19 protein-coding genes are annotated in these 20,676 nt (G+C 56.1%); 9 read left to right on the top strand and 10 right to left on the bottom strand.

Annotated features, from left to right (window positions below; all coding sequences use genetic code 11):
* Window positions 1–67 precede the first annotated feature (67 nt).
* On the bottom strand, window positions 68–2,170 hold the full coding sequence (locus tag RS584_RS12150) for a TonB-dependent siderophore receptor (protein WP_193042405.1): 2,103 nt from the start codon (window positions 2,168–2,170) through the stop codon (window positions 68–70).
* Between the two features lie 160 nt (window positions 2,171–2,330).
* Between RS584_RS12150 and RS584_RS12155 the strand changes: the two genes are divergently transcribed.
* Window positions 2,331–3,062 (top strand): flagellar brake protein, encoded by a 732-nt coding sequence (locus tag RS584_RS12155; protein WP_165747043.1) that lies wholly within the window; start codon window positions 2,331–2,333, stop codon window positions 3,060–3,062.
* A 37-nt stretch (window positions 3,063–3,099) separates the two neighbouring features.
* On the opposite strand, the gene emtA is transcribed toward RS584_RS12155, so the two are convergent.
* A complete protein-coding gene (gene emtA, locus RS584_RS12160) occupies window positions 3,100–3,711 on the bottom strand; it encodes a membrane-bound lytic murein transglycosylase EmtA (RefSeq protein WP_017384310.1) in 612 nt (203 codons plus the stop codon).
* A 107-nt stretch (window positions 3,712–3,818) separates the two neighbouring features.
* Here emtA and ldcA point away from each other — a divergent pair, with 107 nt between their 5' ends.
* Complete coding sequence (gene ldcA / locus RS584_RS12165) at window positions 3,819–4,733, top strand: muramoyltetrapeptide carboxypeptidase (protein ID WP_315747959.1); 915 nt, start codon at window positions 3,819–3,821, stop codon at window positions 4,731–4,733.
* Window positions 4,734–4,830: 97 nt separating this feature from the next.
* Complete coding sequence (locus RS584_RS12170; RefSeq protein WP_315747960.1) at window positions 4,831–6,564, top strand: potassium/proton antiporter; 1,734 nt, start codon at window positions 4,831–4,833, stop codon at window positions 6,562–6,564.
* A 100-nt stretch (window positions 6,565–6,664) separates the two neighbouring features.
* Here RS584_RS12170 and dadX read toward each other — a convergent pair whose 3' ends face one another.
* Window positions 6,665–7,735: a catabolic alanine racemase DadX gene (gene dadX / locus RS584_RS12175; protein WP_032653929.1), complete on the bottom strand. Its 1,071-nt coding sequence runs from the start codon at window positions 7,733–7,735 to the stop codon at window positions 6,665–6,667.
* Between the two features lie 9 nt (window positions 7,736–7,744).
* Window positions 7,745–9,043, bottom strand: a complete 1,299-nt coding sequence (locus RS584_RS12180) for a D-amino acid dehydrogenase (RefSeq protein WP_015570317.1) — start codon at window positions 9,041–9,043, stop codon at window positions 7,745–7,747.
* Between the two features lie 321 nt (window positions 9,044–9,364).
* Between RS584_RS12180 and RS584_RS12185 the strand changes: the two genes are divergently transcribed.
* Window positions 9,365–10,897, top strand: coding sequence for a SpoVR family protein (locus RS584_RS12185; protein WP_315747961.1), 1,533 nt, complete (start codon window positions 9,365–9,367; stop codon window positions 10,895–10,897).
* A 109-nt stretch (window positions 10,898–11,006) separates the two neighbouring features.
* Here the strand turns inward: RS584_RS12185 and fadR are convergent, their stop codons facing one another.
* Window positions 11,007–11,726 carry a fatty acid metabolism transcriptional regulator FadR gene (fadR, locus tag RS584_RS12190; protein ID WP_003859951.1) on the bottom strand — a complete coding sequence of 240 codons (720 nt, stop codon included), beginning with the start codon at window positions 11,724–11,726 and terminating at the stop codon, window positions 11,007–11,009.
* Window positions 11,727–11,927: 201 nt separating this feature from the next.
* Between fadR and nhaB the strand changes: the two genes are divergently transcribed.
* Window positions 11,928–13,466 carry a Na(+)/H(+) antiporter NhaB gene (gene nhaB, locus RS584_RS12195; protein ID WP_196322742.1) on the top strand — a complete coding sequence of 513 codons (1,539 nt, stop codon included), beginning with the start codon at window positions 11,928–11,930 and terminating at the stop codon, window positions 13,464–13,466.
* A gap of 46 nt (window positions 13,467–13,512) precedes the next feature.
* A complete protein-coding gene (gene dsbB / locus RS584_RS12200) occupies window positions 13,513–14,043 on the top strand; it encodes a disulfide bond formation protein DsbB (protein WP_017693268.1) in 531 nt (176 codons plus the stop codon).
* 99 nt (window positions 14,044–14,142) lie between these two features.
* On the opposite strand, the gene RS584_RS12205 is transcribed toward dsbB, so the two are convergent.
* The 3 genes from RS584_RS12205 to RS584_RS12215 all read right to left on the bottom strand — a co-directional run bounded on the left by RS584_RS12205 (window position 14,143) and on the right by RS584_RS12215 (window position 15,659).
* Window positions 14,143–14,583, bottom strand: coding sequence for a YcgN family cysteine cluster protein (locus RS584_RS12205; protein WP_015570314.1), 441 nt, complete (start codon window positions 14,581–14,583; stop codon window positions 14,143–14,145).
* Window positions 14,584–14,676: 93 nt separating this feature from the next.
* The gene (locus tag RS584_RS12210) at window positions 14,677–15,336 is read right to left on the bottom strand and encodes a fumarylacetoacetate hydrolase family protein (protein ID WP_017384317.1); all 660 of its coding nucleotides are present in this window, start codon (window positions 15,334–15,336) and stop codon (window positions 14,677–14,679) included.
* Window positions 15,337–15,383: 47 nt separating this feature from the next.
* On the bottom strand, window positions 15,384–15,659 hold the full coding sequence (locus RS584_RS12215; protein WP_315747962.1) for a YcgL domain-containing protein: 276 nt from the start codon (window positions 15,657–15,659) through the stop codon (window positions 15,384–15,386).
* Between the two features lie 123 nt (window positions 15,660–15,782).
* On the opposite strand from RS584_RS12215, the gene minC reads away from it, so the two are divergent.
* From minC to minE, 3 genes are read left to right on the top strand one after another with little or no spacing between them, the layout of a single operon-like run.
* Window positions 15,783–16,490 (top strand): septum site-determining protein MinC, encoded by a 708-nt coding sequence (gene minC, locus RS584_RS12220; RefSeq protein ID WP_015570311.1) that lies wholly within the window; start codon window positions 15,783–15,785, stop codon window positions 16,488–16,490.
* Between the two features lie 22 nt (window positions 16,491–16,512).
* Window positions 16,513–17,325: a septum site-determining protein MinD gene (minD, locus tag RS584_RS12225; protein WP_315747963.1), complete on the top strand. Its 813-nt coding sequence runs from the start codon at window positions 16,513–16,515 to the stop codon at window positions 17,323–17,325.
* Window positions 17,326–17,328: 3 nt separating this feature from the next.
* Window positions 17,329–17,595, top strand: coding sequence for a cell division topological specificity factor MinE (gene minE / locus RS584_RS12230; RefSeq protein ID WP_003859937.1), 267 nt, complete (start codon window positions 17,329–17,331; stop codon window positions 17,593–17,595).
* 86 nt (window positions 17,596–17,681) lie between these two features.
* Here minE and rnd read toward each other — a convergent pair whose 3' ends face one another.
* On the bottom strand, window positions 17,682–18,797 hold the full coding sequence (gene rnd, locus RS584_RS12235; protein WP_315749973.1) for a ribonuclease D: 1,116 nt from the start codon (window positions 18,795–18,797) through the stop codon (window positions 17,682–17,684).
* An 83-nt stretch (window positions 18,798–18,880) separates the two neighbouring features.
* Window positions 18,881–20,566: a long-chain-fatty-acid--CoA ligase FadD gene (fadD, locus tag RS584_RS12240; RefSeq protein ID WP_017693264.1), complete on the bottom strand. Its 1,686-nt coding sequence runs from the start codon at window positions 20,564–20,566 to the stop codon at window positions 18,881–18,883.
* Window positions 20,567–20,676 lie beyond the last annotated feature (110 nt).

Genomic DNA, 20,676 nt, shown 5'->3' on the forward strand with positions numbered 1-20,676 from the left:
CCGGTGGGGCGAGGGGATGGTTCCGTGCAATAGATTGGCCCGGTAGCGAAGCGCCACCGGGCTTTTTTCAGAAGCTGTAACTCGCCCCGACCTGGAACGTGCGGTCACGGCCTATCCAGCAGTTGGTCGCGTCATAACAGGTGAGCGTCTCTTTGTTGGTGACGTTCTGCGCGCTCGCTTTCAACGTCAGCCCCTCCAGCGATGGCGCCAGCTCGCCCATGCGGTAAGACGCCGCCAGATCGTATTGCGTCGTACCGCCCAGCTTGCCTGCGTCGTTGGCTGGCGAGATCTCCATCGGCCCGGTGTAGCGTGCCCCTGCCCCCAGCGTTAACCCTCTCAGCGGCGTGCTGTCTAAGGTGTAATCCCCCCACAGATTAAAGGCGTTCTCAGGGACCTGCGTCGGTCGTTTGCCCTGATACTTGTCATCTTCGGTATTGATGGCGTGGGTGTAGGCATAGTTGGCAATCAGCGTCAGGTTATCCGTTGGACGACTCATAGCGGAAAGCTCCGCGCCTTTCGATTCCACTTCCCCGGTCTGGCGATAGTTGAGGAAGCCCGGATCGCTGGTCACCACATTTTTCTGACGAATGTTAAACACCGAGGCGGTGAAGGTGGTTGCGTATTCCGCCAGCAGGTATTTCACCCCACCCTCCACCTGCTTGCTGGTGGTGGGCTTAACGTCTTTCGCGGTCAGCGTGCCCTGCGGCGATACCGGGGCGAACCCTTCCGAATAGCTGATAAACGGCGAGAGACCATTGTCGAAGGCATAAAGCGCGCCCAGTCGCTTGGTGAGGCGATCCTGCGATACCCAGGCTTTGTCACCGTTTTGCAGATAGTTGGTGGTGACAGAACGGTAGTCGTCATAGCGCAGGCTGGCCAGCACGTTCAGCCCGCCAAACGCAATCTGATCCTGGAGGTAATAGCCATTCTGCTGATAGCTGAGACGGTTTTTCTGCGCGGTTTCAAGCCCCAGCGCATCGTTATCGATCTGCGAGTGATCCGGATTACGCATATCGATACCCGGTGTGGACGAGGCGTAACGATAATGGAAGTGAGAGTTCAGCTTCTGGTAGTCAAAGCCCGCCAGCAGATGATGTTTCCAGTCCCCCAGCGCGACGGTTCGGGTGATCTGGTTATCAATGTTGAAGCTCTGTAAATCTTCATCCGTGGTATAGGCGAAGCGGTTAAGCTGGTAGAACTCGCTGCCCGTCCCGGTGGAATAGGCGCTGCGCTGGTGGGTGTCCACGTCAAAGTAGCGCGCTTTCTGGCTAAAGCCCCAGCCACTGTCAAACTCATGTTCAAAGCTGTAGCCCAGCATCCACTGACGCTGCTTAAAGCCGCTCCACTCATCCCCGGCATAGTCACGACGATCGGCGTATTTAGACCGCAGATAGCTAAGCGGCATCGGATCAGACGGCGTCAGGCTCGGCGTATTTTGCGCCAGCGCGTCAATGGTCAGGCGCGTTTTGTCGTCCGGCTGCCAGGTCACGGAGGGGGCCACCAGATAGTTTTCATAGCGCGTGGTGTGCGCCTGTTCGTCACTCTCTGTCGCTTTACCCAGCAGGCGATAGTTCCAGTCGCTGGTCGCAATCTGCCCCGTGGAATCCAGGTACCCCTCTTTCAGATTGCGGTTTCCGGTGTTAAAGCCCAGTTCTGTTTTCGCCTCTTTCTGCGGCTTTTTACTCTGAATATTGACCAGCCCGCCCGGGGAGCCGCCGCCATACAGCACGGATGACGGCCCCTTCAGAATATCGACGCTCTCAATCAGCAGCGGATCGATTCGCGCTTTAGTGTTCCCGGTGACGTTATAGGGAAGTTGCAGGCCGTTGTAGAACTCCTGCTCGACGTTAAACCCGCGGATTTTGTACTCGCTCATGTAAGAGGTGCTCCCGCGCACCTCCGTGGAAACGCCCGGCGCATAGCGCAGGATCTCGTTTACCGAACTGGCGTGCCGCTGCTCAATCTCTTTAGCGGCAATGGTGTTGATCACCTGCGGCGTTTTACTTTCCGCGACGGCTGATTTCGTGGCGCTGTTGGTCCAGGCAGGGAGCGCGCTGCCCTGCTCTGTACCGGTCACCACGATTGTGGGTTCTTCTGCAAAAGCCTGTGTTTGCAATGCCAGCGTGACGGCGCCTGCCAACGCGCATAACGCAAAACGTGAGGTGCTCATAGTGTCGTCTTGTTATTAGATGGTGTTGGGAACGCCAATTATTATCATTTCCATTAGCAAATCAATATCGGCGGAGAAAAACAGATCGTTTGTATTAAGTTTCATGCCAGCGTGCCGATAACCCAGAGACAGTCTGTCATCTATCGAGGAGCCATCTGGCGTGAGTAGCTACAGTGAGCAGTTCCTGAAACAAAATCCGCTGGCTGTATTAGGGGTGTTACGCGACCTGAAAAAGGGCGAGGTGCCGCTGCGCATCAACTGGTCAACCAGCCAGTTTATCAGCAAGATCCTGGACGTGACGGCAGAACACCTGATCGTGGATCTGGGTAGCCAGAGCGAAGAAAACCGTGCCGCGCTACAGGCAGAAAACCTCTCGGTGATGGCCGAAACGCAGGGGGCTAAAGTCGAGTTTATACTGCCCCGCCTGACCACGATCGCGTACCAGGGTTTGCCTGCGTTTATCGCTCCCCTGCCCGCTAACCTCTGGTTCGTGCAACGCCGCGAGTTTTTTCGCATCAGCGCCCCGCTTCACCCGGCCTATTTCTGTAAGGCAAAAATGCCGGACAAAAAAGAGTTCCGCTTTCGTCTCTTCGACCTGTCACTGGGCGGGATGGGCGCGTTAATGGATACGCCGAAGCCGGAAGGACTGGTGGAAGGCATGCGTTTTAGTCAGATTGAGCTGGATATGGGCGGATGGGGACGCTTCTGGTTTGACGCCCAGCTGATTGCCATCAGCGAGCGTAAGGTGGTGGACAGCAAAAACGAAACCATTACCACGCCGAGACTGAGCTTTCGCTTTCTGAATGTCGGTCCAGGCGCCGAACGCGAACTACAGCGCATCATCTTCTCACTGGAGCGTGAAGCGCGGGAACGCGCGAATAAAGTGCGCTGAAAGGCGTCGGGCAGCGTGCAGCCGCCCGACAAAGGCGTTACATGGCGTCCATCGCTTTCTGTACTTTCCAGATATAACGTGGAGCTTGTGCTGACGGATGATTCTTCACAACGTGCTCGAAGAATTCATCTTTATCCATATCGTTAATCTCTTCTATCGCCTCTTTGCGATCGGATGAGAAGGTTCGCAGCAGCGCGCCGGCTCCGTTAACGTACGACACCACCAGCGCATATTGCATCACTTCCGGATCGTCAATCCCCTTCAGAATGCCATGCTCCAGAATGCTCAGGTAAGCGGTTCCCATAGAGATATTACGTTCCGGGTTTTTCAGCTCGCTGGTGGATGGCTGTCCCTTCCAGCCCATGTAGCGATAGACCTCTCTTCCCGCCGTCGAGGCTTTTAACTGCATCAGCCCCACCGCATTCGATTTACTCACCAGCGTCGGGTTGCCGCCGGACTCCACGGCAATGATCGCCGTGATCAGACGCGGGCTCACGCCCCAGGCCTTCCCGGCTTGTTCGCTGATCGGCATCCACTGCATGGCCCGCTTTACCGGCACTTCAGGGTTCCAGGGGGGATTTTGATAATCATGTTTTGAACTACAGCCAGCGAGCAGCACAATCAAAAAAGCAAACCATCTCAATTTCACGTCATCTATCCTTATAGCCGGTCATCGCGGTACGTCGCCCCTTGAAGCAGGCGGCGTATAAGCGGCATGATATAGACAATTAGATTCTCATTCAGCAAGGAATTGCCATGCCTCAGTTTCATCTCATCGCACCGTCAGGCTACTGCATCAACCAGGAGGCGGCACAGCGGGGCGTTCAGCGCCTGCTGGAAATGGGCCATCAGGTAGAAAATCAGACAATTATCCCCCGCCGCATGCAGCGTTTTGCCGGTACGGAGGCGCAGAGACTGAGCGATATCAACAGCCTGCCGACGCTGGAAGGTGAAAACACTATTGTGCTGGCCGTGCGCGGCGGCTATGGCGCAAGCCGGCTGCTGGAGAGCATCGACTGGGCCGGGCTGGCCGCGCGCCAGCTGCAGGATCCGCTGTTAATCTGCGGACACAGCGATTTCACGGCGATCCAGCTCGGCCTGCTGGCGTTGCATAACGTCATTACCTTTAGCGGCCCGATGCTGGCCGGCAACTTTGGTGCGCCGGAACTGGATGCGTTTACGCAGGACCATTTCTGGCGCGCCCTGCAAAACCCGACGTTCACCGTCGAGTGGCAAGGCAATGGACCGCACTGGGAATGTGAAGGACAGCTGTGGGGCGGCAACCTCGCGATGCTGGTGTCGCTGATTGGAACGCCGTGGCTGCCGCAGATCACGGACGGCATACTGGTGCTGGAAGATATCAACGAACACCCGTTCCGCGTCGAACGTATGCTGTTGCAGCTGTATCACGCCGGGATTCTGGATCGGCAGTCGGCCATTGTGCTGGGCAGTTTTAGTGGTTCAGCCCCCAACGATTACGATGCGGGCTATTCCCTGGAGACGATGATTGATTTCATTCGTTCCCGGCTGGATATCCCGGTGATCGCCGGTCTGGATTTCGGCCATGAGCAGCAAACCGTTACCCTGCCGCTGGGTGCCCAGGCGCACCTTGTACTCGATAATTCAGGCAGTCGGTTAACAATCAGCGGTCATCCGGTCTTAAAGGCATAAAAAAGCCGTTATTCCCCCTCAATAAAACGCAGTTAACGTTGTTATTATGTTAGGGTTTTAATAACAGCGTTCACATTGAGGTGGGAGTAAGACGACATTGGGTGCCACAGCGATAATCAGTCTTTTCATTCTGGGTTCCATCCTGGTAACCTTTAGCATTTTATTAAGTTCATTTTCATCGCGTCTTGGCATACCTATTCTTGTCATTTTCCTGGCTATCGGCATGCTTGCCGGGATCGACGGTATCGGCGGTATCCCCTTCGATAATTACCCTTTCGCCTATATGGTGAGTAACCTCGCGCTGGCGGTGATTCTGCTGGACGGCGGCATGCGCACCCAGGCAAGTTCGTTTCGCGTTGCCTTAGGCCCGGCGCTGTCTCTGGCGACCGTCGGCGTGCTGATCACCTCCGGCCTGACCGGCATGATGGCGGCCTGGCTGTTTAATCTCGATATAATGGAAGGCCTGCTGATTGGCGCGATTGTCGGCTCTACCGATGCGGCAGCGGTTTTCTCGCTGCTCGGCGGCAAGGGGCTGAACGAACGCGTTGGCTCCACGCTTGAGATTGAATCCGGCAGTAACGATCCGATGGCGGTGTTCCTGACCATTACCCTGATAGAGATGATCCAGCAGCACGAAACCGGCCTGAGCTGGATGTTCGCCTGGCACATCCTTCAGCAGTTTGGCCTCGGGATTGTCATTGGTCTCGGCGGCGGTTACCTGTTACAGCAAACGATCAACCGTATTACGCTGCCTTCCGGCCTTTACCCGCTGCTGGCCCTGAGCGGCGGGATCCTGATCTTTGCCGTCACCACCGCGCTGGACGGCAGCGGTATTCTGGCGGTTTACCTTTGCGGTTTCCTGTTGGGCAACCGACCGATTCGCAACCGTCACGCCATTTTGCAGAACTTCGACGGTCTGGCCTGGCTGGCGCAGATTGCCATGTTCCTGGTGCTGGGCCTGCTGGTGACGCCGTCGGACCTGCTGCCTATCGCCGTACCAGCGCTGCTTTTGTCGGCCTGGATGATCTTCATCGCCCGTCCGCTGTCGGTGTTTGCCGGGCTGCTGCCGTTCCGCGGGTTTAACCTGCGTGAGCGGATATTTATCAGTTGGGTGGGGCTGCGCGGCGCGGTGCCGATTATTCTGGCAGTGTTCCCGATGATGGCCGGGCTGGACAACGCCCGCCTGTTCTTCAACGTCGCCTTCTTCGTGGTGCTGGTGTCGCTGCTGTTCCAGGGGACGTCGCTGGGCTGGGCGGCGAAAAAAGCCAAAGTGGTGGTACCGCCCATTGGCTGGCCGGTCTCCCGCGTGGGGCTGGATATTCACCCTGAGAATCCCTGGGAACAGTTTGTCTACCAGCTAAGCGCCGATAAGTGGTGCGTGGGCGCGTCCCTGCGCGATCTGCATATGCCCGCTGAAACGCGCATTGCCGCCCTGTTCCGGGATAACGCCCTGCTTCACCCGACCGGCAGCACGCGGCTGCGTGAGAACGATATCCTCTGCGTGATTGGCCGCGAGCGCGACCTGCCTGCCCTCGGCAAGCTGTTCAGCCAGTCGCCCCCGGTGGCGCTGGATCAGCGTTTCTTCGGCGATTTTATCCTTGAAGCCAGCGCCCGCTTTGCGGATGTGGCGCTGATTTATGGCCTGGAAGGTGGACTGGAGAATCGCGATAACCAGCAAACACTGGGTGAAATTATTCAGCAATTATTAGGGGCTGCGCCGGTCGTCGGTGACCAGGTGGAGTTTGCCGGGATGATCTGGACGGTAGCGGAGAAAGAAGATAACGCGGTGCGCAAAGTCGGCGTAAGGCCGATGGAGGAGGAGGCGGAGTAGCTGCTTTTTTGCCGGGTGGCGCTAACGATTACCCGGCCTACGTTCGGGCTTTTGTAGGCCGGGTAAGGCGAAGCCGCCACCCGGCACACACACACACATGTTACACCGTCACAACAGGCACTCTTGGCGCCAGCGCGCACATCAGCTCATACCCGACGGTGCCCGCCGCAGCGGCCACATCATCAATTTTAACCTCGTTGCCCCACAGCTCAACCGGTGACCCGATCCCCGCCTGGGGACACGGCGTCAAATCGATGGCCAGCATATCCATGGAAACGGTGCCTACCGTGCCGGTGCGCACGCCATCGACCCACACCGGCGTGCCGCTTGGGGCGATGCGCGGATAACCATCTGCATAGCCCCCCGCCACGATACCGATGCGCTGTTCACCTGCTGCCCGATAGCGGCTGCCATAGCCCACCGTATCGCCCGCTTTCAGGGTTTGCACGCCGATAATCTCGCTTCGTAACGTCATCACCGGCTTCAGGCCGCTGTTGGCAATATCCTGCCACTGACCTGAGGGTGACGCGCCGTACAGTACGATCCCCGGACGTACCCAGTTGTAGTGCGCCTCGGGATGCCAGAGCGTTGCCGCTGAGTTCGACAGCGAGCGCGGACAGTCCAGACCTTCTGCCGCCTGCTCAATGCGGACCATGGCATCGGCAATGCCGTCCGGCTTTTCCGCATCGGCGAAGTGCGCCATCAGCGTCATCTCACCGACGTTTTTCAGCGCACGAAGCTGCTGCCAGACCGTATGCACCCGTTCAGGCTGGAAGCCCAGACGGTTCATCCCGCTGTTCACTTTGAGATAGATATCCAGCGGGGCATGCAGCTTCGCGTCCTGGATGGCCTTGATCTGCCAGTTACTGTGAACGCTGGTCGTCAGGCGGTACTTATCCAGCAGAGGCAGATCCTGCGCATGAAAGAATCCTTCCAGCAGCAGGATCGGTCCTTTCCAGCCGCGCTCGCGCAGCAGGATGGCCTCTTCCAGATTCAGCAAGGCAAAACCATCGGTGCCGCCGAGCGCACTCCAGATACGGTCGATACCATGACCGTAGGCGTTGGCTTTCACCACCGACCAGACACGAGAACCCGGCGCAGCACGGCGAACAATTTGCAGGTTATCCTTCAGCGCCTGCAAATCCAGCTGGGCCAGAATGGGACGGGACATGACGACTCCTTAATTATGCGCGCCGTGCAGGTGTTGTGGACGCGATGGGGTAAACCCTGATTGATAGCGTGCGGCGCTCAAATCGTCAAACGGAATTGCCGGCGTCCGCCCGGAGATCAGGTCGCTCAGCAGTTGGCCCGAACCGCAGGCCATGGTCCAGCCAAGCGTGCCGTGGCCGGTGTTGGTCCACAGATTTTTATATGGCGTACGGCCCACAATTGGCGTGCCGTCCGGGGTCATTGGGCGCAGGCCGGTCCAGAACGTTGCCTGCTCAATGAAGCCGCCGCGCGGGAAGAGATCGCCCACGACCATCTCCAGCGTTTCACGACGCGGTTTGAGCAGCTCGGTATTGAAGCCTACGATTTCCGCCATGCCGCCGACGCGGATCCGGTTATCGAAGCGGGTGATGGCGATTTTGTAGGTTTCATCGAGAATGGTCGAGACCGGCGCGCCGCTGTCCTCTTTCACCGGGATGGTCAGGGAGTAGCCTTTCAGCGGATAGACCGGGATATCCAGGATCCCTTTCAGCATCGCGGTTGAGTAGGAGCCAAACGCCATCACGTAGGCATCGGCTTTGATCACCTCTTCCCCACACTTCACGCCGTAAATCTTCTCCCCTTCCGACAGCAGTTTGTCGACAGAAGTATTGAAACGGAATTTCACCCCGGCCTGCTCACACATGCGCGCCAGACGCTGGGTGAATAGCTGGCAGTCGCCGGTTTCATCGTTCGGTAAACGCAGACCGCCCGTCAGCTTATGCGCGACCTCGGCAAGCGCTGGCTCCACCTGCGCCAGCTGGCTGGCTTCCAGCAGCTGATACGGTACGCCCGCATCTTCAAGCACGGCGATATCGCGGGTCGCGTTTTCGTACTGTTGCGCGGTACGGAACAGCTGAAGCGTGCCGCCCTGACGCCCTTCATATTCAATGCCCGTTGAGGCACGCAGCGCCTTCAGGCAGTCGCGGCTGTATTCCGCCAGCCGCACCATACGCCCCTTGTTTTCCATATAGTGGCGGGTGTCGCAGTTGCGCAGCATCTGCCACATCCATTTAAGCTGGAACTGCGTGCCGTCAAGACTTATCGCCAGGGGCGCATGTCGCTGAAACATCCATTTGATCGCCTTCAGCGGAACGCCCGGGGCCGCCCACGGCGCAGCGTAGCCCGGAGAGATTTGCCCCGCATTCGCCGCGCTGGTTTCCAGCGCCGGACCGGATTCGCGATCGATAACGGTAACCTCATGTCCCGCCTGACTTAAATACCAGGCGCTGGTTACGCCAACGACACCACTTCCCAGTATGACAACACGCATAGCCACTCCATTATGAGCAAAAGAACAATCATCTAATTACAGATTGATAACCTAGTTGAAAATATTATTCAACATATGACTTTTTTATGGTGACTCAACTCACATATCCCGCTGTATCAGGGGATGGCGCTTATTTGGGATCTCCTGCTGCGCGTTATTTTTAACCAGTAGAAAATTCTGTAGGCACCGCTTTTTTTGCCGTATCGAAAACGCGAAATCGCAAAGAAAAAATTTCTGCGCCCCGCGTATTTGAATGGGGTGATCTATGCTTGAAAGGAGGCTCTCCAGTCAGAGAGAGCGACCAACAACGAGGGCGCGCTAATGGCTACACTAGATTCCATGTCCAGGGACAGCACCCGTCTGAGCGATGGACCCGACTGGACCTTCGAGTTGCTGGATGTCTACCTGGCGGAGATCGACCGGGTGGCCAAACTCTATCGTCTGGATACCTATCCCCATCAGATTGAAGTCATCACCTCGGAACAGATGATGGACGCTTACTCCAGCGTCGGGATGCCAATTAACTATCCGCACTGGTCGTTTGGCAAAAAATTCATTGAGACAGAGCGGCTGTATAAGCACGGGCAGCAGGGACTGGCGTATGAAATCGTCATTAACTCTAACCCGTGTATTGCCTATCTGATGGAGGAGAACACCATTACCATGCAGGCGCTGGTGATGGCGCACGCCTGCTATGGACATAACTCGTTCTTCAAAAATAACTATCTGTTCCGCAGCTGGACGGACGCCAGCTCCATCGTCGATTACCTGATCTTCGCCCGCAAATACATTACCGACTGCGAAGAGCGCTACGGCGTGGACGAGGTGGAGAAGCTGCTGGACTCCTGCCACGCGCTGATGAACTACGGCGTTGACCGCTATAAGCGCCCGCAGAAGATCTCATTGCAGGAAGAGAAAGCCCGGCAGAAGAGCCGCGAGGAGTATCTGCAAAGCCAGGTGAATATGCTGTGGCGCACCCTGCCGAAACGTGAAGAGGAGAAAACCGTCGCCGAGGCGCGTCGCTACCCTTCCGAGCCGCAGGAAAACCTGCTGTACTTTATGGAGAAAAACGCCCCGCTGCTGGAGCCGTGGCAGCGTGAGATCCTGCGCATCGTGCGCAAGGTGAGCCAGTATTTCTATCCGCAGAAGCAGACCCAGGTGATGAACGAAGGCTGGGCGACCTTCTGGCACTACACCATTCTTAACCACCTGTACGACGAAGGAAAAGTCACCGAGCGGTTTATGATGGAGTTTCTGCACAGCCACACCAACGTGGTATTCCAGCCGGCATATAACAGCCCGTGGTACAGCGGCATTAACCCGTACGCGCTCGGCTTTGCCATGTTCCAGGATATCAAGCGTATTTGTCAGTCGCCCACCGAAGAGGACAAATACTGGTTCCCGGATATTGCCGGTTCCGACTGGCTGGAAACGCTGCACTTCGCGATGCGTGATTTTAAGGATGAAAGCTTTATCAGCCAGTTCATGTCGCCGAAGATCATGCGTGATTTCCGCTTCTTCACCGTACTGGATGATGACCGCAACAACTACCTGGAGATCTCCGCGATCCACAACGAAGAGGGTTATCGCGAGATCCGCTCGCGCCTGTCATCCCAGTACAACCTGAGTAATCTTGAACCGAACCTTCAGGTCTGGAACGTGGATCTGCGCGGCGACCGCTCCCTGACGTTGCGCTATATTCCGCACAACCGCGCGCCGCTGGATAAGGGGCGTAAGGAAGTGCTGAAGCATGTGCATCGCCTGTGGGGATTTGACGTGTTGCTGGAGCAGCAGAACGAAGATGGCAGCGTGGAGCTGCTGGACCGGTGTCCGGCGCGGTTGAATACGCTGTAGTTTGTTGCCGGGTGGCGGCTACGCCTTACCCGGCCTACGGGTTTTGTAGGCCCGGTAAGCAAAGCGCCACCGGGCGAAAAAAAACCTCTCAATCGAGAGGTTTTTTCTTTTACCGGCCCTGAATCGCCAGATCGCCCGGCAGCGTTTTCTGCATCCGGTGCCAGATTTCACCGGAGTCGTGGCCGTAACGACGCACCGTTTCATAGACCTGATCGTGCAGCCCTTCGGTGCAGAGTTTGCTCAGTTTATGGTAGAAGCCGAGCGCCAGGCTGCGGGCTTCAGGGTTAGCAAAGTAGTGACGACCAATGCGCGTATATAACCCTTTCATTCCATTCAGGATCAGACCGTAAACCGGATTGCCGGAAGCAAACGCCAGACCGCGGAACACATTGTAATCCAGGGTCGCAAAGGCATCCGCGTGGTCTTCCACCTCATTAGCGGTGGCAAGCACTTTCAGCGCATCTTCAGGATGCTGACGAAACGCGGTGCGGATGAAAATGGTGGCGATGTTGGTGCGCACGGAAAGCAGATTATCAATCAGCTGCGGTACGCTTTCGTGGTCGAGACGCGCCAGCGTTTCCAGAATGTTCAGCCCGGACGTTTCCCAGAAGTTGTTCACCTTAGTGGGTTTGCCATGCTGTATCGTCAACCAGCCATCGCGCGCCAGACGCTGGAGCACTTCTCGCAGCGTGGTACGGGTGACGCCAATCAGTTCAGAGAGTTCGCGTTCAGCAGGTAGAATTGATCCCGCAGGGAAACGATTATTCCAGATGCTTTCAATGATGTACTCTTCCGCGAAACCCGCCGGGCTCTGCGCCTTAATGACCATAGTGAGATTTCCATTACACAGCTTTAGCAAATTGCACTCATCATACCAGAGGCGCGCAGAGGCAGATAGCGCAGCAGAGACAGAAAAGAGGGATCGCCGTTTCATTTTTATGAAATTTACAAATGGCTTAATCCCCCGCTCTGCCGCCATTTTTGCGTATACTGATGTCTTGTCTTATTTGACGGGTAAAGGACGTCTGTCGTGGAAATTTCATTTGGGCGCGCGCTGTGGCGCAACTTTTTAGGTCAGTCACCTGACTGGTACAAACTTACTTTACTGGTATTCCTGGTCGTTAATCCCGTTATCTTTTTGCTGGATCCCTTCGTTGCCGGGTGGATGTTGGTCGCCGAGTTTATCTTTACCCTGGCGATGGCGCTGAAGTGCTATCCGCTGTTGCCCGGCGGGCTGCTGGCGCTGGAAGCCGTGGTCATCGGAATGACCAGCGCGGAGCATGTTAAAAACGAGATAGCGTCGAATCTTGAAGTCCTGCTGCTGCTGATCTTCATGGTGGCGGGGATCTACTTTATGAAGCAGCTTCTGCTGTTTATCTTCACCCGTTTGCTGCTGAGCATTCCGTCGAAAACGCTGCTCTCGCTGGCGTTTTGCCTCGCCGCGGCCTTCCTCTCTGCCTTCCTGGATGCGCTGACGGTCGTGGCGGTGGTGATCAGCGTCGCCGTGGGCTTTTACGGGATTTACCACCGGGTGGCCTCGTCTCGTCCTGGCGATAACTTGCAGGACGACAGCCACGTTGAGGCGCACAACCGCGATGTGCTGGAACAGTTCCGCGCGTTTCTGCGCAGTCTGATGATGCATGCGGGCGTGGGGACGGCGCTGGGCGGCGTGATGACCATGGTCGGGGAGCCGCAAAACCTGATTATCGCCAAAGCGGCTGAGTGGCATTTTGGCGAATTTTTCCTGCGCATGGCGCCGGTCAGCGTGCCCGTGCTGGTCTGCGGGTTAGCAACCTGTGTGCTGGTCGAAAAATTCAACCTCTTTGGGTATGGCGCGAAGTTACCCGAGCAGGTCCGCCAGGAGCTGCATAAGTTTGACGAGCAGAGCCGCAAACAACGCACGCGCCAGGAGACGCTGCGCCTGATTGCACAGGGTTTTATCGGCGTGTGGCTTATCGCTGCGCTGGCCTTCCACCTTGCCGAGGTGGGGCTGATTGGCCTGTCGGTAATTATCCTTGCAACCAGCCTGGGTGGCGTTACGGACGAACATGCTATCGGAAAAGCCTTTACCGAAGCGCTGCCGTTTACCGCCCTGCTGGCGGTGTTTTTCGCCGTCGTGGCGGTGATTATTGACCAACATCTGTTCGCGCCGATCATCGCATTTGTGCTTCAGGCTACGCCAGATTCGCAGCTAACGCTGTTCTATTTGTTTAACGGTCTGTTGTCCTCTATATCCGATAACGTCTTTGTCGGGACGGTATACATCAATGAGGCCAAAGCCGCGATGGAGCAAGGGATTGTCAGCAGTGAACAGTTCGAACTGCTGGCGGTGGCGATCAACACCGGAACCAACCTCCCCTCCGTGGCAACCCCGAACGGTCAGGCGGCATTCCTCTTCCTGCTGACCTCGGCGCTGGCACCACTCATACGACTTTCTTATGGAAGAATGGTCTGGATGGCGCTGCCGTATACGCTGGTGCTTACCCTGGTTGGTTTGCTGTGCATCAAAATTACTCTCGTTCCCTGTACGCAATGGTTATTGCAAGCAGGTATACTTGCGGCGCATTAAAATTCGTTTACACTGCGCTGTCTAAGCATGTTCCAGGGAAATGATTATGTTGCGATTTTTGAACCAGTGCTCACGCGGTCGCGGAGCGTGGTTGTTGATGGCCCTGACCGCCTTTGCGCTGGAAATGGTCGCGCTGTGGTTTCAGCATGTGATGGGGCTGAAACCTTGCGTACTGTGTATTTATGAGCGTTGTGCGCTGTTCGGCATTATGGGCGCGGGTCTGGTAGGTGCGATTGCACCCAAATCACCGTTACGCTATGCGGCAATTGCCATCTGGCTGTACAGCGCCGGGAAAGGGATTGCGCTTGCCTGGGAGCACACCCAGATGCAGCTTCACCCGTCGCCGTTTATGACCTGCGATTTTGCCGCCCGCTTCCCGAGCTGGCTGCCGCTGGATAAATGGCTGCCGCAGGTGTTTGTGGCCTCCGGTGACTGCTCTGTACGCCAGTGGGAATTCCTGACGCTGGAGATGCCGCAGTGGCTGGTGGGCATTTTTGTCGCCTACTTTGTGGTGGCGTTGCTGGTGCTGATTGCCCAGCCGTTCAAACCAAAGAAACGCGATCTTTTTGGAAGGTAAAAGCAAAACGGCAACGTCAGTTTTGTAGGTCGGGTAAGCGCAGCGCCACCCGACAAGATTGCGCATAATAAAAAACCCGCCTCGGCGGGTTTTTTATTATCACCGATTAGGGTGATTCATAATGTGGTCTTCCCAGTCGCGCACCTCGGACTCTTTCACCGCAATGTGGCGCACGGAAATACGTTCGCCGTGCATCGCCGCTTTCGACCCCGTCAACAGCGGATGCCATGTCGGCAGATCTTTTCCTTCCGCCAGCAGGCGATACGCGCAGGTATGCGGCAGCCACTCAAAGGTCGGCAGATTTTCACGGGTTAACTTGATGCAGTCCGGCTCATATTCGAAACGGCGCTCATAGTTGCGGCACTGGCAGGTTTTGATGTTTAACTGCTTGCAGGCTACGTTGGTGAAATAGATCTCGTCCGAATCTTCATCCATCAGCTTATGCAGGCAGCACTGCCCGCAGCCGTCACACAACGATTCCCACTCCGCGTCGGTCATGTCGTCGAGAGTTTTGCTTTGCCAGAAAGGAATGTCGTTCATCAGGATGTCCACACGTCAAAATAGAGCGCACCTTATAACGAGTCTGGCACGTTGATGCAAGTTTTGCCGCCCTTTTCAGGCGGCAAGGTGCTTTTACAGCACGCGGGTTTTCAGCGACAGGCCGTTAAAACTGACGTCCAGTTCGTCGCCGCCAAGCAGCGGCCCCACACCTTCCGGAGTGCCGGTGAGGATCACGTCGCCAGGTTTCAGGGTGAAGAAGCGGCTCATGTAGGCGATCAGCGGAACGATCTTATGGATCATGTCAGCGGTTGTTCCCTGCTGGCGGATCTCGCCGTTGACCTTCAGGCTGAGCGGCGTGTTCTGCGGATCGTCGGTAAATTCACTCACCGGAACGAAACCGGAAATCGGGCATGAATTATCAAAACCCTTGGCTTTTTCCCACGGCTGCCCCGCTTTCTTCATTTTGCCCTGGACGTCACGCAGCGTCAGGTCGAGCGCGACACCGTAACCCGCAATCGCTTTCTCTACATGCTCTTCGGTTGCCTGGCGCAGCGTCGCGCCGATCAGCACCGCCAGCTCCACTTCATGATGCACCGAACCCAGTCCCTGCGGCAGAACCAGCGGCTGGCGAATATCGCACAGTGCGGTTTCTGGCTTAATAAACAGAACCGGCTCTTCCGGCACGGCGCTGCCCATCTCCTGAATATGTTTTGCATAGTTGCTGCCCACGCAGACCACTTTGCTGACGGGATAATCCAGTAATGCACCTTGCCAGTTATGATGTTGATACATGGTCGACCCCTAATCGGTTGATGAGTTGTTCCCGGAAGGACCCGGGCTTATTTCTTTCCGCTCAGCTCAAGGTGCTGTTTTAATAAATTCTCCGGTGGCGGCGGAAGCTGTAAATAATAGCCCTGCTCGATTAACGCCTTTTTGACTTTCTCAAGATCGGCGTTCACCAGCTTCTTACGACCGTCCAGCGGCAGCAGCATCGCCAGCTGCGGTCGGCCAAAGCTTTTCATTAATTCTTCAGGCACGCGGGAAAAATCGTCTTTCTTTTCGACATAAAGGTAGGTCCGGTCGCGGCTGGTACTTCTGTAGATCACACAAAACATGTTTTTACTCTGAATTAATGGGTGGTTGCTTGCCTCAATATACTCCTGACTATAACATGCCTGATACTCTTCGGAATATCGCGGCGATGTGTTGCGGTTAATAGCAAATTGAGTAAGGCCAGGATGTCAAATACGCCCATCGAGCTTAAAGGCAGTAGCTTCACCTTATCAGTGGTTCATTTGCATGATGCAAAACCCGAGGTTATTCGTCAGGCGTTAGAAGACAAAATCGCGCAGGCTCCCGCTTTTCTTAAGCATGCTCCTGTCGTCGTCAATGTAAGCGACCTTGAGGGGCCGGTTAACTGGAAGCGACTCCAGCAGGCCGTCGTCTCCACGGGGTTGCGCATCGTGGGTATTAGCGGCTGCAAAGACGCAGAGTTAAAAGCCGAAATTGAACGCGCGGGTTTGCCCTTGTTAAACGAGGGCAAAGAAAAAGCCCCGCGTGCAACGCCTGCAACCGTTCCCGCTCCCCCGCCTCCGGCGCAAAATGTAGCCCCAGTCACAAAAACGCGATTGATTGATCTGCCGGTTCGTTCCGGTCAGCGCATTTATGCGCCAAACTGTGATCTGATTGTTACAAGCCACGTCAGTGCGGGCGCAGAACTGATTGCAGATGGCAATATTCACGTTTACGGTATGATGCGTGGGCGTGCGCTTGCGGGCGCCAGCGGCGATCGAGAAGCACAAATTTTTTGTACTCACCTGACGGCAGAACTGGTGTCTATCGCAGGTGAATATTGGCTGAGCGATAAAATCCCAGCCGAATTTTATGGCAAAGCGGCCCGTCTGCAACTGGCAGATAACGCTTTGACCGTTCAACCGTTAAATTGATCCCTTTTAACAAGGAATTTCTATGGCACGCATTATTGTTGTGACTTCGGGTAAAGGAGGCGTTGGCAAGACCACCTCCAGCGCGGCCATCGCTACTGGTTTGGCCCAGAAGGGAAAGAAAACCGTCGTAATCGACTTCGATATCGGTCTGCGTAACCTGGACCTGATCATGGGTTGCGAGCGTCGCGTGGTGTATGACTTTGTGAACGTCATTCAGGGCGATGCCACGCTGAACCAGGCGCTGATTAAAGATAAGCGTACCGAGAACCTCTACATTCTTCCGGCGTCTCAGACCCGTGATAAAGACGCGCTGACTCGCGAAGGCGTGGAAAAGGTGCTCGACGATCTGAAAAAGATGGAGTTCGACTTCGTGGTCTGCGACTCCCCGGCCGGTATCGAAACCGGCGCGCTGATGGCGCTCTACTTCGCGGATGAAGCCATCATCACCACCAACCCGGAAGTCTCGTCAGTACGTGACTCCGACCGTATTCTCGGCATTCTGGCCTCGAAATCCCGCCGTGCGGAAAATGGCCAGGAGCCAATCAAAGAGCACCTGCTGCTGACCCGCTACAACCCGGGCCGGGTGAACAAAGGTGACATGCTGAGCATGGAAGACGTGCTGGAGATCCTGCGCATCAAACTGGTTGGCGTGATCCCGGAAGATCAGTCCGTGTTGCGCGCCTCTAACCAGGGCGAGCCCGTGATCCTGGATACACAGGCAGACGCAGGTAAAGCGTATGCGGATACCGTTGACCGTCTGCTGGGAGAAGAACGTCCTTTCCGCTTCATTGATGAAGAGAAGAAAGGTTTCCTCAAACGCCTGTTCGGAGGATAAGTTATGGCATTACTGGACTTTTTTCTCTCGCGGAAAAAAAGCACCGCCAACATCGCAAAAGAACGTCTGCAAATCATTGTGGCGGAACGTCGTCGTAGCGACGCCGAACCGCACTACCTGCCGCAGCTGCGCAAAGACATTCTGGAAGTGATCTGCAAATACGTGCAGATTGACCCGGAAATGGTCACCGTTCAGCTGGAGCAAAAAGACGGGGATATTTCGATTCTGGAGCTGAACGTGACGCTTCCGGAAGCGGAAGAGTCGCGTTAATCCGTTTGTGGTTTTGTAGGCCGGGTAAGCATCGCGCCGCCCGGCAATTTCCCCGGTGGCGCTGCGCTTACCGGGGCTACAATTCTTTAGCGTGGATACCCTTCCAGCAGGGTGTTCAGGCGTTCGGCCATCAGTTCCCCCCGCCATCCGGCGACCAGTTCCGGTAAACCATTTTGCGGTTTCAACTTCCAGTGCCAGTTCAGCAGCTGGTTAATCTGACGACGTGAAGCCAGCAGTTCGGCACTCAGTTTGCTTTCCCCCGCCACCGTCTGCACCAGCGCTTTGATATCTTTGAACGCCTTGCGGTAGCCCGGCATATCCATCAGGTTAAGCAGCTGTTCTGGCAGTGCGTCCTCCGGCAGCTGCTGAGCTTTCTCTACCATCGCGAGCAGCGTTTTACCGTGGAAACGGATCTCACTTCCGGAAAGGCCAATGCTGTCCAGCTCACCAAGGCTACCCGGCATATAGCGCGCCACCGCCCACAGGTGTTCTTCACGCACCACGAAGTTAACCGCCAGATCGCGCTCACGCGCTTTACGCAGACGCCAGTCAGCCAGCAATTGCAGACAGGCCAGTTGACGGGTGCGCAGCTGCCAGGCGTTGGTGATGTCACGCCAGGCTTCTTTCGGATCAACCACTTCCTGGCGACGCTGCTGCGTCATGCGGCACTCGTCCAGTGCGGCAGACAGCCAACCGGACGCCTCAGCCTCTTTCATGAGCTGGCCGGCAATTGGAAGAAGATAAAAGACGTCTGCCGCGGCGTATTCAAGCTGACGCGCCGTCAGCGGACGCGCGAGCCAGTCGGTACGCGATTCGCTCTTATCCAGCGTCAGACCGGTGTACTCTTCCACCATCGCCGCAAAACCCCAGGAGAGCGGACGACCGCTGAACGCCGCGAGGATCTGGGTATCAATCAGCGGCTGCGGCATGATGCCAAAGGTGTTGAGAAATACTTCCAGATCTTCACTGCCCGCGTGCAGATATTTGGTCACGGCGGTATCCAGCAACAGCTCGCGCATTGGTGCCCAGTCGGTAATGCCGAGGGGGTCAATCAACGACACGTGTTTGCCGTCATACATCTGAATCAGACCCAGCTGCGGATAGTACGTTCGGGTGCGGACAAATTCCGTATCCAGGGCGATAGCGGGAAATTCACGCGTCACCTCGCACAGCGAAGCCAGCTCGTCGTTGGTAGTGATCATCTGGTAATTCAAATCGGACTCTCTTTTGTTTGCGCCCATAAAAAACGCCGGATTAACCGGCGTCTGGGCGATTAACGTGAAGCTCAGGCCTTATTGTCCACTTTGGCACGGGCTTCGTCACGTAATTCTCGTCGTAATATCTTCCCGACGTTGGATTTCGGCAGCTCATCCCGGAATTCCACCAGCTTCGGCACTTTATAGCCCGTCAGCTGACGGCGACAAAACGTTATCAGCGCATCCTCGGTCAGAGAAGGATCTTTCTTGACCACAAATATCTTCACCGCTTCACCGCTGCTGCCGGAAGGAACGCCCACCGCCGCCACTTCCAGCACGCCGCTGTGCTGCATCACCACGTCTTCGATTTCGTTCGGATAGACGTTGAACCCTGACACCAGGATCATATCTTTCTTGCGATCGACGATGCGCAGGAAGCCTTCGTCATCCATCACCGCGATGTCGCCCGTGTGCAGCCAGCCGTCTTTGATGATCTCATCCGTGGCATCCGGTCGTTGCCAGTAGCCCAGCATCACCTGCGGCCCTCTGACGCACAGCTCTCCTGGCTCGCCGTGAGGCACTTCGTTATCCTCATCATCTACTAGTTTTGCTTCCGTCGACGGGACCGGCAGACCGATACTGCCGCTGTGATAGTCGATATCATGCGGGTTAACGCTGACCAGCGGGGCGCACTCCGTCAGGCCATAGCCTTCCAGCAGATACTGCCCGGTGAGTTTCACCCAGCGCTCGGCAACCGCCTGCTGAACCGGCATCCCGCCACCCGCAGAGAGGTGCAGCGTGGAGAAATCGAGCTGCTGGAACTCTTTATTGTTAAGCAGCGCGTTAAACAGGGTGTTCACGCCGGTCATGGCGGTGAACGGGTATTTCGCCAGCTCTTTGACCAGCCCCGGAATGTCGCGCGGGTTGGTGATCAATACGTTTTGACCGCCAAGCTCAATAAACAGCAGGCAGTTCATGGTCAGCGCAAAAATGTGATACAGCGGAAGCGCGGTGATCACCAGCTCCTTGCCCGGGTGCAGCAGCGGCCCGTAGGTGGCATTAACCTGCTCAAGGTTCGCCAGCATATTTCGGTGGGTCAGCATCGCCCCTTTCGCCACGCCGGTGGTGCCGCCCGTGTATTGCAGAAATGCCAGATCCTCGGACACGATCTCCGGCTTCACGTACTGCATCCGGTAGCCCGCATGCAGGGCGCGGCGGAAGGAGATGGCATCCGGCAGATGGTATTTCGGCACCAGCCGCTTAACGTATTTAACGACAAAGTTGACCAGCGTACCTTTCGCGGTAGAGAGCTGGTCGCCCATGCGCGTCAGGATGACGTGTTTAACCTGGGTTCTTTCAACGACTTTTTCCAGCGTGTGGGCAAAGTTGGAGACAATCACAATCGCCGCCGCGCCGCTGTCATTCAACTGATGTTCCAGCTCGCGCGGGGTATAGAGCGGGTTAACGTTAACCACGATCATCCCTGCCCTGAGGATCCCGAACAGCGCCACCGGGTATTGCAGCAGGTTTGGCATCATCAGCGCGACGCGATCCCCTTTCTGCAAGCCCAACCCTTCCTGTAAATAGGCTGCAAACGCCCGGCTGCGCTCTTCCAGCTTACGGAAGGTCATCACTTCGCCCATATTCACAAATGCAGGCTGGTCAGCGTAGCGCCGTACCGAGTGCTCAAATAATTCAATCAGGGATTGATAACGGTCAGGATTGATCTCCGCAGGGACATCCGCGGGATAACGGTTAAGCCAAACCTTTTTCAATGCATCACCTCTGAAATGAGTGTTCGTCGTCATCACAGCCCCGATAATAAACAGTTTGTTAACATTATATTAACTCAGCGTACCAGTTTATTAATTGTTCAGATTGCAGG

This window comes from Enterobacter sp. DTU_2021_1002640_1_SI_PRY_ASU_LCPMC_013, from assembly GCF_032389435.1.
Taxonomy (GTDB): domain Bacteria; phylum Pseudomonadota; class Gammaproteobacteria; order Enterobacterales; family Enterobacteriaceae; genus Enterobacter; species Enterobacter hormaechei_C.